This window comes from Syntrophorhabdus sp., from assembly GCA_012719415.1.
Classification (GTDB): Bacteria; Desulfobacterota; Syntrophorhabdia; order Syntrophorhabdales; family Syntrophorhabdaceae; genus Delta-02.
This window is the reverse complement of sequence record JAAYAK010000328.1, coordinates 1-13,367: the sequence shown is the minus strand read 5'-3', so window position 1 is coordinate 13,367 and position 13,367 is coordinate 1. Positions and strand designations below refer to the sequence as shown.

General features: G+C 60.5%; 13 protein-coding genes and 1 tRNA gene. 8 read left to right on the top strand and 6 right to left on the bottom strand.

What is annotated here, in order from left to right; genetic code table 11:
* The 4 genes from ftsA (at position 1) to GXX82_18350 (ending at position 5,031) form a co-directional block, all read left to right on the top strand.
* Complete coding sequence (gene ftsA, locus GXX82_18365) at positions 1-1,245, top strand: cell division protein FtsA (GenBank protein NLT25002.1); 1,245 nt, start codon at positions 1-3, stop codon at positions 1,243-1,245.
* 19 nt (positions 1,246-1,264) lie between these two features.
* On the top strand, positions 1,265-2,422 hold the full coding sequence (gene ftsZ, locus GXX82_18360) for a cell division protein FtsZ (GenBank protein ID NLT25001.1): 1,158 nt from the start codon (positions 1,265-1,267) through the stop codon (positions 2,420-2,422).
* A gap of 300 nt (positions 2,423-2,722) precedes the next feature.
* Positions 2,723-4,348, top strand: a complete 1,626-nt coding sequence (locus GXX82_18355) for a radical SAM protein (protein ID NLT25000.1) — start codon at positions 2,723-2,725, stop codon at positions 4,346-4,348.
* 248 nt (positions 4,349-4,596) lie between these two features.
* Positions 4,597-5,031, top strand: a complete 435-nt coding sequence (locus GXX82_18350; protein NLT24999.1) for a single-stranded DNA-binding protein — start codon at positions 4,597-4,599, stop codon at positions 5,029-5,031.
* 519 nt (positions 5,032-5,550) lie between these two features.
* Here GXX82_18350 and mtgA read toward each other — a convergent pair.
* The gene (gene mtgA / locus GXX82_18345) at positions 5,551-6,411 is read right to left on the bottom strand and encodes a monofunctional biosynthetic peptidoglycan transglycosylase (protein NLT24998.1); all 861 of its coding nucleotides are present in this window, start codon (positions 6,409-6,411) and stop codon (positions 5,551-5,553) included.
* Positions 6,412-6,589: 178 nt separating this feature from the next.
* On the opposite strand from mtgA, the gene gatB reads away from it, so the two are divergent.
* The 3 genes from gatB (at position 6,590) to GXX82_18330 (ending at position 9,929) form a co-directional block, all read left to right on the top strand.
* Complete coding sequence (gene gatB / locus GXX82_18340; GenBank protein ID NLT24997.1) at positions 6,590-8,011, top strand: Asp-tRNA(Asn)/Glu-tRNA(Gln) amidotransferase subunit GatB; 1,422 nt, start codon at positions 6,590-6,592, stop codon at positions 8,009-8,011.
* A gap of 112 nt (positions 8,012-8,123) precedes the next feature.
* Positions 8,124-9,146 carry an S-methyl-5-thioribose-1-phosphate isomerase gene (gene mtnA, locus GXX82_18335; GenBank protein NLT24996.1) on the top strand — a complete coding sequence of 341 codons (1,023 nt, stop codon included), beginning with the start codon at positions 8,124-8,126 and terminating at the stop codon, positions 9,144-9,146.
* Positions 9,147-9,158: 12 nt separating this feature from the next.
* Positions 9,159-9,929, top strand: a complete 771-nt coding sequence (locus GXX82_18330) for an SAM-dependent chlorinase/fluorinase (protein NLT24995.1) — start codon at positions 9,159-9,161, stop codon at positions 9,927-9,929.
* Here GXX82_18330 and GXX82_18325 read toward each other — a convergent pair.
* The 5 genes from GXX82_18325 to GXX82_18305 all read right to left on the bottom strand — a co-directional run bounded on the left by GXX82_18325 (position 9,916) and on the right by GXX82_18305 (position 13,132).
* Positions 9,916-10,119: a hypothetical protein gene (locus GXX82_18325; protein ID NLT24994.1), complete on the bottom strand. Its 204-nt coding sequence runs from the start codon at positions 10,117-10,119 to the stop codon at positions 9,916-9,918. The genes GXX82_18330 and GXX82_18325 overlap by 14 nt on opposite strands.
* A 41-nt stretch (positions 10,120-10,160) precedes the next feature.
* On the bottom strand, positions 10,161-10,613 hold the full coding sequence (locus tag GXX82_18320; GenBank protein NLT24993.1) for a hypothetical protein: 453 nt from the start codon (positions 10,611-10,613) through the stop codon (positions 10,161-10,163).
* Positions 10,603-11,967, bottom strand: a complete 1,365-nt coding sequence (gene rmuC, locus GXX82_18315) for a DNA recombination protein RmuC (GenBank protein ID NLT24992.1) — start codon at positions 11,965-11,967, stop codon at positions 10,603-10,605. Before rmuC ends, GXX82_18320 begins: the two co-directional genes overlap by 11 nt.
* Positions 11,964-12,428 carry a phosphohistidine phosphatase SixA gene (sixA, locus tag GXX82_18310; GenBank protein NLT24991.1) on the bottom strand — a complete coding sequence of 155 codons (465 nt, stop codon included), beginning with the start codon at positions 12,426-12,428 and terminating at the stop codon, positions 11,964-11,966. Before sixA ends, rmuC begins: the two co-directional genes overlap by 4 nt.
* Before the next feature lie 62 nt (positions 12,429-12,490).
* Positions 12,491-13,132 (bottom strand): SagB/ThcOx family dehydrogenase, encoded by a 642-nt coding sequence (locus tag GXX82_18305; protein NLT24990.1) that lies wholly within the window; start codon positions 13,130-13,132, stop codon positions 12,491-12,493.
* Positions 13,133-13,289: 157 nt separating this feature from the next.
* On the opposite strand from GXX82_18305, the gene GXX82_18300 reads away from it, so the two are divergent.
* Positions 13,290-13,365: transfer RNA gene (locus tag GXX82_18300), tRNA-Ala, on the top strand.
* Positions 13,366-13,367 lie beyond the last annotated feature (2 nt).

Sequence of the window (13,367 nt, the reverse complement as noted above, 5' to 3'; positions counted from 1 at the left end):
GTGAAGGACGACGAACAGCTCCTCGTTGGGCTTGACATTGGAACGACAAAGATCTGCGTGGTCGTCGGAAAGGCGACGGAGAACCAGGTGAACATCATCGGCATCGGCTCCCACCCATCGACGGGTCTCCGCAAGGGTGTTGTGGTCAACATGGACAGCACCGTCAACTCCATCAAGAAAGCCGTCGAGGAAGCGGAGCTCATGGCCGGCATCAAGATAGACTCCTGCCTCGCCGGCATCGGGGGAGCGCACATAAAGAGCTTCAATTCCAACGGCGTCGTCGCCGTGAAGGACAGGGAGGTGCGTCCCGACGACATAGACAGGGCCATCGACGCCGCGAAGGCGGTGGCGATCCCCGCCGACAGGGAGCTCATTCACGTCATCCCCCAGGAGTTCATCGTCGACGACCAGGACGGGATCAGGGACCCGGTGGGAATAACGGGGGTGAGGCTCGAGGTGAAGGTCCACATCGTGACGGGCAGCATCTCCTCCGCCCAGAACATCATCAAGTGCTGCAGACTGGCGGGGCTCAACGTCGACGATGTCATACTCTGTCAGCTCGCCTCCGCCGAGGCTGTCCTCACACCGGAAGAGAAGGAGATAGGCGTCGCCGTCGTGGACATCGGAGGGGGGACAAGCGACATCGCCGTGTACGCGAATGGAGCGATAAAGCACACCTCCGTCCTGCCCTTTGGCGGTAACAACATAACGAACGATATTGCCATCGGCCTGAGGACCCCCATCGACGACGCTGAGAAGATAAAGAAGAAATTCGGCTGCGCCATGGCGAGCCTCGTCGGTCAGAACGAAACGATCGAGGTCCCGAGCGTCGGCGGCCGCAAGCCCCGGACGCTCCAGCGCAAGACGCTGGCCGACATCATAGAGCCCAGGGTCGAGGAGGTGGCCTCCCTGATCTACGAGGAGATCAAGAAATCGGGCCTCGAGAAGCTCCTCGCCTCCGGCGTCGTGCTGACGGGCGGGTGCTCGAACCTCGACGGCCTGCCCGAGATAGCGGAGAACATATTCAACCTCCCGGCGCGGAAGGGCGACCCCATAGGCGTTGGAGGCCTTATCGACGTCGTCAACAACCCTGCGTACGCGACGGCGGTGGGGCTTTTGCTTTTCGGTTTCAAGGAAGGACGAGGGAAGAAACGTGGGTTTGACGCGACACGGTCGATGAAGAGGCTCTTCAGCAACCAGAAGCTGCTCACGAAGATGAAGGATTGGTTCAAAGAAATATTCTAGGAGGTGCGAGGTGAGTGGAATGTTCTACATGGACGAGAGCAACGGATTTTCAGCAAAACTCATCGTGGTCGGTGTTGGAGGAGGTGGCTGCAACGCGCTCAACAACATGGTGGAAGCAGGTGTTCAGGGCGTTGAGTTCATCGCCGTCAACACCGACATCAAGTCGTTGAGCACCTGCAAGGCGCCCGTCAAGATCCAGATCGGCACGAAGCTGACGGAGGGCCTGGGAGCCGGGGCCAATCCAGAGGTGGGCAAGAAGGCCGCCCTCGAGGATGTGGACAAGCTCAAGGACCACCTGAAAGGTGCCCACATGGTGTTTATAACATGCGGCCTCGGCGGTGGGACGGGAACGGGCGCATCCCCCGTTATCGCCGAGATAGCGAGGGAGGTGGGAGCCCTCACCGTGGCCATCGCCACGAAACCCTTCGCCTTCGAGGGAAAGGACAGGATGAACCAATCCGAGGGCGGCGTTGTCCAGCTCAAGTCGCGCGTCGACTCGCTCATCACCATCCCCAACCAGAGGCTCCTTTCCATCGGCGGCAAGCACATGACGATCAAGGAGGCGTTCCTCAAGGCCGACGAGGTCCTGCTCAACGCGGTCAGGAGCATCTCCGACCTCATCGTCGGGTCCGGTCACGTCGTCGTCGACTTCGCGGACGTGAAGACGATCATGAGCGAGCGGGGCATGGCGATCATGGGCATCGGTGAATCCGAAGGCGAGAACAGGGCCCGCGACGCCGCCCAGAAGGCCATATCGAGCCCGCTCCTCGAAGACATCTCCATCCACGGCGCACGCGGCGTCCTCATCAACGTCACGGGCAACACGGACATGACGCTGATGGAGGTCTCCGAGGCCTCAACACTCATCCAGGAACAGGCCCACGAGGATGCGAAGATCATCTGGGGCCTCGTCTACGATGAGACGATGCAGGATTCCCTGAGGATAACCGTCATCGCCACGGGCTTCGAGGAACGCGCCGTCATCGATGAGGACAGGACGGAACCCTTCTTGAGGGGCAAGCTCTTCGACGATGAGAACGTTCCCTCCTTCATGAAGAAGAAGGTGGCCATCGATTACAAGGTCGACTACAAGGAGATACGGCAAAAGAGCGACACCATCGACATCGATGATGACCGCTACGACATCCCGACATTTCTCAGGAAGCAGGCAGACTAACCTCCTGAAACGAGGGGTGGCGAAAGCTCTCGTCCCGCCACCCCTCAACCTTACACCCAGAAGACCGCTTGAACCGCTTCAACCGCTTGAACCGTTTGACAACCTGTTGATAAACTCATTTTCGACGTCATTCCGGCGAAGGCCGGAATGACAAAAGAGCACGAACCGCCTTGAGAAATGACTTCGTCAACGGCCTGTCAAGCCATTCAAGCCTTTTCTTTCGCTTCCAACCGCCGTCCTATAGCCCATCGCCTATGACCTATCACCCATTACCTGATCTGTGTTATTGTTATTACTGCAATGGCTCAGAAGCGCGCGCGACGGAATGACGACAAGGCGGACCTTCTTCTCGGGGAAAAGGGTACCATCCGCAAGAAATGGGGGGGCAGGATACCTGTTCTCGTCGTTTTCCCCAATTCCTATCACGTGGGGATGTCGAACCTTGCGACGCACATCCTCTACAGGACGCTGAACGACCGGGATGATGTGGTGTGCGAACGGCTTTTCTACGAGGAAGGCAGGCCGCTTGTCTCGCTGGAGAGCTCCCGGACCCTTTCCTCCTTCGAGATCGTCTTCTTCACCCTCTCCTTCGAGCTCGACTATCCCAATATCGTGAAGGTGCTTGAAGGGTCGTCAGTCGGGGTCCTCGCCCGGGAGCGGAGGGAGAACTCCCCGCTCGTCGTCGCCGGGGGGATCTGCGTTATTGCGAACCCCGAGCCCGTCTCGCCCTTTTTCGATCTCATGGTGATGGGCGACATCGAAGCCACCATTCCCTCCTTCATGGAACGCTTCATTGCGGGCCGCGATTCGGGAAGGGGTCACATCGTCGACAAGCTCACAGCACTGCCCTTCGTTTACAACCCTGCAGGGTTGTCGGTGCGGTACGGTGGAGATGGCCGGGTGGAAGGTTTCGATCCCGCTGGTTTCGCCGTCACCGTGGAGCGCCACAAGGGAGAGGCGCTGGGCATGTCCGTCATGACCACTCCGAACACGGAGTTCGCGGACATGGTCCTCGTCGAGGGGACGCGCGGCTGCCCGTCGCGGTGCTCCTTCTGTCTCCTCGGCAACCTCTACGGCTTCAGGTCGGAGGACATCGACGTGACGGTGGGAGAGGCGAGCGACGTGGGCATCATAGGCGGCGGCGTGTCCTACCACCCCCGCATCACCGAGATCGTCGCAGATCTCAGCTCCCGGGGGATAGGCGTCCATCTCCCGTCGCTCCGCCTCGACGAGGTCCCCTTACGCCTCATCGAACTCATGAAGGATACGGTGAAGACCCTCACCTTCGGCGTCGAGGCAGCAACGGAAAGCCTGCGACACCTCCTCGGCAAGCCCATGACGGACGAGGAGATCCTCTCCCGCATCGACGGCATCATGGCCCTCAAGTCCTTCAACCTCAAGCTCTATTTCATGATCGGCCTCCCCGGGGAGACACCAGGCGACATCGACGCGATACCGGACCTCGTGAAGCGCATCCGCCACACCATGATCAAACGGGGCGCACCGCGGGGGGCCCTCGGCGGCATCACCGTTCACGCCAGCCCCTTCGTCCCGAAAGCGGCCACGCCCTTTCAGTGGCTTCCCATGGCCGACATGGCTGAGATGAAGCAAAAGGTATCGCGCCTCACGCACGCCTTCGGCAAAATAGACAACACCTATTTCACCCATGACTCGGTGAAGTTCAGCTTCCTCCAGGCGGTGCTTGCCCGCGGTGACCGGCACGTGTCGGACACGGTCGTTCGCCTCGCCCACGGGACAAGCCTCGCGCGTATCCTCAGGGAAAGCCCCGTCAACCTTAACTTCTATGCCCTGCGCGACCGCCCCCGCGACGAGGTCTTCCCCTGGGACTTCATCGAGGGCACCATCCCGAAGGGAAAGCTACGGGAGAGGGGACAGAAGGGCTTGGATCGCTTGACAGGCCGTTGACGAAGTCATTTCTCAAGGCGGTTCGTGCTCTTTCATTCCGGCATTCGCCCAAATGAATACAGACTTTGTCAACAACCTGTTGAAGGTAAAAAAGGGCTCTCTTCTTTCACCACGGTTCTAACGGTTCCAACGGTTCCAACGGTATATCGGGCGGGGTCGTCACAACGCCCCAGGTGTTCATTGACTTTTGCCCTCGCTTACTATAGGATTTGGATATTTTCCGTCCAATTCAAAGGGGGTATGACGTTATGTCCAATCTCAATAAAGTGTTGCTCATGGGAAGGCTCGGAAAGGACCCGGAGCTCCGGTACACGACTGACGGCACACCCGTGGCCACCTTCAGTCTGGCCACGTCCGAATCATACAAGGACAAGTCCGGCGTCAAGCAGGAAAGGACGGAATGGCACAACATCGTCGTGTGGCGAAAGCTCGCTGAGATCGCCGGGGAATACCTGAAAAAGGGAAGGCTTGTCTACATCGAGGGAAGGATACAGTCCCGCGAATATGAAGGACGTGACGGCGTCAAGCGCAGGGCTTACGAGATAGTGGCCTCGGACATGAAGATGATGCCGAGCGGCCAGGCGCAGGGACAACCCCAGGAGGAACGCCGCCCCTTCGGCTCGCCGAGGGGCCCCGTCGACGACGACTTCGTCCCCGAGATGGAAGACGACGTCCCGATGTAGAAAGACTGCGTCTCTCGCCCGTTCGGTGCCTTGAGTGTGCGGTCGGAACGGGGGGAGAGGCTTGAAGATATTATCTCTCGCCCGCTTCGCTCAAGATCGCAGAGGTCGCAGAGAGAGACCGAAAGAGAGAAAAGACTGCCGCCGGATCTCGGAGCCCCCCAAGATCCGGCGGCCTTCTCGTCCCGCCGTGCCGGCGGGAGAGAAAGAAATAGTGTTTTTTATCCTGAAGAAGTTATCCCCTCTCATCTCCCCCGTAGTCATAGGTCCTATGGGTCCTATATGTCCTATAGGTCCTATACTCCATCCTCAAACCCCCATACTACCTTGCCCCCCAGACTCCCATCACCCCCACCTGAAACCCAAACTTTTCTTTGCCTCCCGTCGCAGACGGGATGCAAAGCCGGCCGGATTTTGGGAGGCTCCGAAATCCGGCCGAATCTTTTCTCTGCGATCTCTGCGGGCTTGAGAGAGGAGCGAATGCGACGAACGGGCGAGAGGCAAGGTCTTTAAGGTTTTCCCCTATTGCCCGTTGGGCGGAGGTGTGGGGCCGGGGGTGGTAGAGTTGGCGCCCTGGCTGTCGGCCGGCGGGGTGGGAGCGGTCTCGTCGACGGTTTCTGGCGGGGTGGTCGTTACCTCTTCGTAGTCGGGGACGACTATGCCTCTTCTTACCATGATGGTGTAGATGATCTTCGCGCGGCGTTCGACGTAGCGGGAAGTCCCGTCCACGCGGTAACGTCTGGGGTTGGGCAGGGCCGCTGCGAGCTTGGCCGCCTCTTCCGCGGTGAGCGCCGAGGCAGGCTTGCCGAAGTGGCGCCTCGCGGCGGCCTCGGCGCCGAAGACGCCCTCGCCCCATTCGACGACGTTGAGGTAGAGCTCGAGGATCCTCCGTTTTGAGAGGGCCCTCTCGAGCCTCCAGGTGATGATCGCCTCCTTGAGCTTGCGGACGGGGTTCTTGGAGGGCGTGAGGTAGAGGTTCTTCGTGAGCTGCTGGCTGATCGTGCTGCCGCCGAGTTTGAACCTTCCCGCCTCCAGGTTCTTCTCGAGGGCCTTCTGGATCGCCTCCGTGTCGAAGCCGTGGTGGGACCAGAACTTATCGTCCTCCGCTATGAGGACCGCCTTCATGAGGTAGGGCGATATGGACCGCAAGGGGACCCACTTCGACTGTATCCGCATCTTCTTTCCCTTCGCCCGGTACTCCGCTTCCCGGTATTCCATGAAGGACGTCTTCCCCGGGTTCTGCTTCTTCAGCTTCGACACGTCGGGGTAGACCATGTACAACCCCGCGAACCCCACCACGAGAAGGACGACAAGAACGACGATGACCTTGATGAAGCGGAGGAGTTTCCCCGGCTTCTTCCTTTTGACCTTTCTTGTTGCCAATTCCTGTACCCATCTCTTCTTATCATATCGCGGGCGCCATTGGAAGGTCCCTTTTCCCCCTAAGGGGGCAATTTGTTTTGAAATGACACCGTTACCTGTTGTATAGTTTCAATCATTTGTAAGCGATAGAAAGCAGTCAGAGAGGTGCGCCGTGGATTATGGTGACTACGAAGGGGTAATGGGTCTCGAGGTCCATGCCCATCTTCTTACGGAGAGCAAGATATTCTGCGGCTGTTCGACGAAGTTCGGGGCCGAGCCGAACAGCCATACCTGCCCCACCTGCATGGGCCTGCCGGGGGCTTTGCCGGTCCTGAACAAGAAGGTCGTCGAGTTCGCCATCAAGCTGGGGCTCGCCCTTAACTGCTCCATCAATCCCAGGAGCGTCTTCGCCCGGAAGAACTACTACTATCCCGACCTGCCGAAGGGCTACCAGATCTCGCAATACGAAGAACCCATCTGCGGCAACGGGTGGCTCGACATCGTCATGGACGGGAAGACGAAGCGCATCCGCATCCTGCGCATTCACATGGAGGAGGACGCGGGCAAGCTCGTCCACGAACGCACCATCGACACGAGCAGCTACAGCATGGTGGACTACAACCGCTCGAGCACTCCGCTCCTCGAGATCGTCAGCGAACCCGACCTGAGGACGCCGGAAGAGGCGACGGCGTACCTGAAGGCGCTCAGGGACATCCTCATGTACCTCGAGATATGCGACGGCAACATGGAGGAAGGAAGCTTCCGCTGCGACGCCAACGTCTCGGTGCGCAAAAAGGGCGACGAGGCCTTCGGCACCCGGGCGGAGCTCAAGAACCTCAACTCTTTCCGCTACATCGAGAGGTCCCTCGACTACGAGATCGACCGCCAGATCGCCCTTATCAGGAAGGGCGGGAGCGTCGTTCAGGAGACGCGCCTCTTCAACGCCGAGCAGGGCGCCACCTATTCCATGCGCGGCAAGGAGGAGGCCCACGACTATCGTTATTTCCCGGAACCCGACCTCCTTCCCGTGACCGTGGACGAGGCATGGATCGAAGAGGTGCGGAAGACACTGCCCGAACTCCCCACGGAGAAGATGGAACGCTTCATGAAAGATTACGGCCTGCCCCGGTACGACGTGGAGATACTCTCCTCCGACAGGGAACTGGCCGCGTATTTCGAAGAGGTTCTCAAGCTCTTTCCCGAGGCGAAGACGGTGAGCAACTTCATCATGACGGAGCTGTTGAGGGAACTGAAGGACGGCAACATCTCCCCCAAGGACTCCCCCGTTACACCGGCACGGCTGGCCGAGCTTCTCACGCTCATCAAGGACGGCACCATCAGCAACAAGATCGGTAAGGAGATATTCCCGGAGATCTACCGGACCGGCGCCTCCCCGCGTGAGTACGTGAAGGAGAAGGGCCTGCTCCAGATCTCCGACGAGGGGGCCATCGAGGGCATCATCGACGCGGTCATCGCCCGGTCACCGAAGGAAGTGGCCGACTTCAGGGCCGGCAAGGAGAAGCTCATCGGCTTCTTCGTGGGCCAGGTCATGAGGGAAACGAAAGGCAAGGCCAACCCGGCGCTCCTCAACGAACTCCTGCTCAAGAAGCTGAAGGCCTAGATTTTTGCCGTCATTCCGGCTTTAGGCCGGAATCCAGGAAGAAACGCGCAACGGAAGAACCTCTGGATCCCGGATCAGGTCCGGGATGACCACCAACAGAAAGAGGTGACGCATGACGGATCATATTTACTGGAAAAACGGCGTTCTTTACCTTCTCGATCAGAGAGAGCTGCCCTTCAGGAAAACATATGTGAAATGCAGGACCGCCGGGGACGTCATAACGGCCATCAACAACATGACCGTCCGGGGCGCGCCGCTGCTCGGCATCGTCGCCGCCTATGGAATGGTGCTGGGGGTGAAGGAGGTCGTGGCGGCGAAGCGGTCCGTCCGCCGGGCCGATATCGACCGCATCGCCAAAAAGCTCGGCGCCACGCGCCCCACGGCGGTGAACCTCTTCTGGGCCTTGAGGAGAATGACCGAGGCCTTTGAGGGCCACGCGGGCGACAGGGACATCGCCGAAGACATGCTCGGCGAGGCACTGGCCATCCATGTCGAGGACATCGAGAACAACAGGATGCTCTCCCTCTACGGCGCGGAGCTCATAGAAAAAGGCGACACCATCATGACACACTGCAACGCGGGGGCGCTTGCCACGGGGGGCTACGGCACGGCGCTCGGCGTCATGCGCGCCGCCCACGAGGCGGGCAAGAAGATTAAGGTCATCGCCACGGAAACGCGCCCTTACATGCAGGGGTCGCGCCTGACGGTGTGGGAGCTCATGCAGGAAGGCATCCCCGTCGAGCTCGTCCCTGAGAACCACGCCGGGCTCCTGTGCTCCCGGGGGGCGGTGAACAAGATCATCACCGGCGCCGACAGGATAGCGGCGAACGGGGACACGGCGAACAAGATCGGTACCTTCATGATAGCCCTCGCCGCGGACGCGTACAAGGTCCCCTTCTACATCGCCGCCCCGGTCTCCACCTTCGATAAGGCCGTCGAGGACGGCGGCCGCATAGAGATCGAAGAGCGAAGCGCTAGGGAGGTGAAATACCTCGACGACAGGCTCCTCACCGTAAAAGACGCGAAGGCCCGTTATTTCGGGTTCGACGTCACCCCGTCCCGGTACATCAGCGGCTTTATCACCGAGAAAGGCATCATCAAGAAACCTTTCGCGAAATACATCAGGATGCTCTGACCGGCAGGGCCGATGGGCATCATCACCCTCCTCACCGATTTCGGCGTCAAAGACCCCTACGTGGGCGTCATGAAGGGGATCATCCTCGGCATCGACCCGGGGTGCCGGATCGTCGACATGACCCACGAGGTGGAACCCCAGGACATGCGCGAGGCCGCCTTCCTCATCGACGACTACTGGAGGTATTTCCCGCCGGGGACGGTCCATGTCGCCGTCGTCGACCCCACCGTGGGGAGCGCGAGGCGGCCGCTTATCGTGTCGGCGAAGGGACATCATTTCGTCGGGCCCGACAACGGCGTCTTCACCCTCCTCGCGGACAACGCCCCCGATATCCACGTCATCGAGAACCGCAACTTCATGCTCTCCCCCGTCAGTTCCACCTTCCACGGCCGGGACGTCTTCTCCCCCGCCGCCGCCAGGCTGTCCCGCGGCTACTCCCCCCAGGCGTTCGGGCGAAAAATAACGGATCCCGTTCTCTTGAGCGACATCCATCCCGTGATCGAGGGCAGGACGCTTAAAGGGAGCGTGGTGCGCTTCGACCGCTTCGGCAACGCCATCACGAACATAAAGGGCCACGCCCTGCGGTACTTCGCCGGGGAGGGCCCCTTCGAGATACGGATGGGCGAACACGTCTTCGCGGCGATCGGCAAGACCTACTGCGAGGGTGGCCTCACCTGCCTCGAGGGCAGCTCCGGCTACCTGGAATTCGGGGTTTTCAAGGGAGACTTCAGGCGCGAAACGGGGACGGGAAAGGGCGACCCGGTGACGGTCACTCTCCCATGAGGCCGAGGGCACCCCGGAGCTTCTGCGTGGCTATCTGTATGAACTGACCGGCCTCGTCTATCTCCTTCGACACCGCATCGAGACCGCCCGTCGCGGCGACCCTGCCCCATTTCCGGTAATTCTCGGCGAGATACTCGTTGTTCTGGATGAGCTGCTTCAGCACGGTACGTAAACGGTCCTCATCTTCCATCACAAGCCTCCTTCATCCGGCCGCTCCGCGGAGGGCCTCGCTTACCTGCAGACCGGGCCGTTCCCGGGATCGACGTAGAGAAGTTCCCAGCCGAACTCCCGTTCATCTTCCATGGCGACATAAGGCCCCGAGAGCCTGGCGTAGTTGTCGGCATCGCCGTGTATGTCGTATCGGCCCCTGTATTCCTTCTTCCCGTCGCCCCAGCGCACGCTGAGGGCTGGTATCCTGTCGGCCGTCACGAGAACGATGGAACCCTGACCGGCGTGGCGCGATCCGCCGACGCACCGTATGACCTCGAGGCCGCCATCCCTCGCCTTTATCGTCACCGTCCCCGAATAGGTCTCGCCCGTGCCCGGACGCCTGCCGACAAGACCGTAGTTCCCTTCGAGAAAACCGGGAAGGTCCTTGCCGCCATCGGCACCGGCGACGAGGCACGGCACCGACAGGAGAAGCGCAAGGACGAGGCGGCTCAATGAGGGCAGACTAGCTTTCATCCTGCGAGAGCTCCCCCGTTCCCAGTTCCAGGGCATCGGCCGCGCTCAGTTCATCAATCTTCCTCAGCGGCCTCTCGAGCATGTTCGTCCGCGTGGTGACGAGGATCTCGTATTCCTTCCTGGCCGCGTCGATGCGGTCGCCCATGGTCTTGAACCTGTCCTTGTAAAGCTTCCACTGCTTCGAGAACTCGGTAAGGAGCTTGAGTATCTCCGAGGCGGTCCGTTCGAGCTTCACGTTCTCGATGGTCTGGCGGATCACGGCGAGGACCGCGTAGAGCGTGAAGGGGGAGCAGAGGATGACCTTCTGCCTCAATGCCTCGTCCATGATCGAGGCGTCCGATTCCTGGATGAAGCTGTAGACCTGCTCGTTGGGGATGAAGACGATGACGTAGTCCACGGTGTTCTCGGCGGGGTTGATGTACTCCCGGGTCGTCACCTGCTTTATCATCACCTTCGCGTTCTTGAGGAGCTCATCGCGGTACCGCTTCCGGTCGTGGTCGCTCTCGGCGTCGAGATAGTGGGCGAAGTTGTCGAGGGGGAACTTCACATCCATGTTGACCTTGAGGTCATTGGGGAGAAAGAAGGTGAAATCGGGCCTACCGGGCCCGTTCTCCAGGGTCGTTTGCTTGACGTAGTTGATGCCTTCCGCCATCCCCACGAGACGGATGATGTCCTCGGCCATCCGCTCGCCCCACTCGCCCCTCTTCTTCGAGCTTGCGAGCGCGCGGCCGAGGTGCTCCGTCGTGTCCCTGAGCTTCGCCGTGACCTCTTCGTGCTTTTTGATCAAGGTGGTCACCTCGGTGATGCGCTCGCCGCTCACCTTGCCCACCTCTTCGACGCGCCTCTGGACCTCCGTCAGGGTCTTCCCGATGGAGTCGATGTTCCTGTCTATGAGTTCCTTCTTGCCTTCGAGTTCCTTTTTCCCTTCCGCCGTCTGGGATTTGAGCTTCTCCTCGGCAAGCTTCATGAACTCTTCGGCGTATTTCCTGAACTCGTTCGTATTGGACGCGAGGGCGTCGAGGGAAAGGGCTTTGAAGGTCTCGGAGAGCTCCTTCCTTACGGCCTCGAAACGCTCCATCTCCTCCTTGAGGCGAAGGTCCAGCGTTTCGCACCTCGTCATGGCCTGCACCCTGGCCTCTCTTTCAGCGTCAAGCTCAGCCTGGAGCCGCAGCGCTTCGTCCCTGCCCTCACGGTACTGCTGCCTCAACTCGGTAACGACCGCCTCGGCGGACCCGGCCCTCGCCTCGAGCTCTGCCTGCCGGGCGCGCGCGCGGGAGGTGACAACAAGGGAGAAGACGACACCTCCCAGGGCCGCTCCCGCGATAAAGGCGATGATAAGGGCGAGATAGCTCACCAGATCACCTCGGGGCCAAGCACCCAGGCGATGAGCCACCTTCCCTCACCCGAGGGCTTAAGGCACACCGTTCCCGCCGGCCTGAAGTCTATGATGGTCCTCCCCGCGTCGCCGAGGACGAGAAGGCCGAGGAGCCTGTCGAGGAAAGGGAGATGACCGACGATGGCAGTGTCGGCGGTCATGGCGTTTATCCTTTCGACCCATGGCGCCGGGTCGTCGTTGGGAGAGAGACCCTTCTCCTCCCGGATACCGGCGGTGGGCCGTATCGATTCCGTGAGAGCCTGAGCCGTCTCAGCGGCCCTCTTCTTCGTGCTGTGGACGACAACGTCGAGGCTGACGTCCATGAAGGCGAGGAACTCGCCCATCCTCCGGGCATGCCTCATCCCGTTGTCCGTGAGGCCTCGCTCGGGGTCCTCGTCCTCGCGCTTCGCTTCGCCGTGGCGCACAAGGTAGAGCAGCATCGTCGTCCTTTCCTGTTTTGTGGTGTCTCCGGCGGGCCGCGCCGCCGGGAGTACATTATAATCTATTTCCTGCCGAGAGGCATTATATAAAGGGTCCGTTCGCCGGCGGGAAGACCGATGGCCTTGTCCACCGCGTCTGCGTTGAATCCCGCCATGACGACCGTACCGAGGCCGAGCGGCACTGACTGCAGATAGACGTTCTGCGCCGCATGGCCCGCCTCGAGATACATCCAGCTCTCGTTCGTCGCCCTTGCCCGCGATCCGGCAATGACGAGCGCCGCCGGCGCCTTGTCTATCGGCGCCTGACCCGCCGCCTTGTAGAGCCTGCCCTTGGCGTCCCCGTCGGCAATGAAGGTGAGCGAGTGGCCCCCTGGCACGTAGCGGTACATGCCCGGCTTAAGCCCCGTGACGTTGCCGGCAAAGAGATAAACGGTGAGGTAATACTGCGCCCGCGCGGAAGGCGCCGTCCTCAGGCCCCTGCCTGGCTCCGTTATGCCCTGTGCCGCGAAGAGGACCTGGGATACCTCGGCCACCGACAGGGGGGAATCCTTGTAGACCCTCACCGATCGCCTCTCCTTCAGCGCCTTCTCGACAGAAACGTTCCCGTCGTATTTCGGCTCGGGCAGCCTGATCCCGGCACCGGGTGCGGCGCCCTGCCCGTACACCGACGTTGTCGACACGAGAACAAGACAAAGGACCGCCATCAAACAAACGATGGACCTCATAGGGCACCTCCTGAACGGTATCGTTACCCTCACATGGTAATAAGTTTTCCGCGCCTTTGCAACTCTTAAGGCACCTCCTTGGGCGGCGCAATAGCCATTGACAATTCATCCTCATGCTGTTATAACACTTACCTGCGGGGCTGTAGCTCAGCTGGGAGAGTGCTTGACTGGCAGTCAAGAGGTCGAGGGTTCGATCCCCTTCAGCTCCACCATT

Bases quoted from the DNA above. Each gene is read 5' to 3' on its own strand.
- GXX82_18305 (NLT24990.1), bottom strand. From the start codon at position 13,132: ATGGCGGTCCTTTGTCTTGTTCTCGTGTCGACAACGTCGGTGTACGGG.
- GXX82_18350 (NLT24999.1), top strand. From the start codon at position 4,597: ATGTCCAATCTCAATAAAGTGTTGCTCATGGGAAGGCTCGGAAAGGAC.
- GXX82_18355 (NLT25000.1), top strand. From the start codon at position 2,723: ATGGCTCAGAAGCGCGCGCGACGGAATGACGACAAGGCGGACCTTCTT.
- GXX82_18320 (NLT24993.1), bottom strand. From the start codon at position 10,613: ATGAAAGCTAGTCTGCCCTCATTGAGCCGCCTCGTCCTTGCGCTTCTC.
- ftsZ (NLT25001.1), top strand. From the start codon at position 1,265: ATGTTCTACATGGACGAGAGCAACGGATTTTCAGCAAAACTCATCGTG.
- mtnA (NLT24996.1), top strand. From the start codon at position 8,124: ATGACGGATCATATTTACTGGAAAAACGGCGTTCTTTACCTTCTCGAT.
- gatB (NLT24997.1), top strand. From the start codon at position 6,590: ATGGGTCTCGAGGTCCATGCCCATCTTCTTACGGAGAGCAAGATATTC.
- GXX82_18330 (NLT24995.1), top strand. From the start codon at position 9,159: ATGGGCATCATCACCCTCCTCACCGATTTCGGCGTCAAAGACCCCTAC.
- GXX82_18325 (NLT24994.1), bottom strand. From the start codon at position 10,119: ATGGAAGATGAGGACCGTTTACGTACCGTGCTGAAGCAGCTCATCCAG.
- sixA (NLT24991.1), bottom strand. From the start codon at position 12,428: ATGCTGCTCTACCTTGTGCGCCACGGCGAAGCGAAGCGCGAGGACGAG.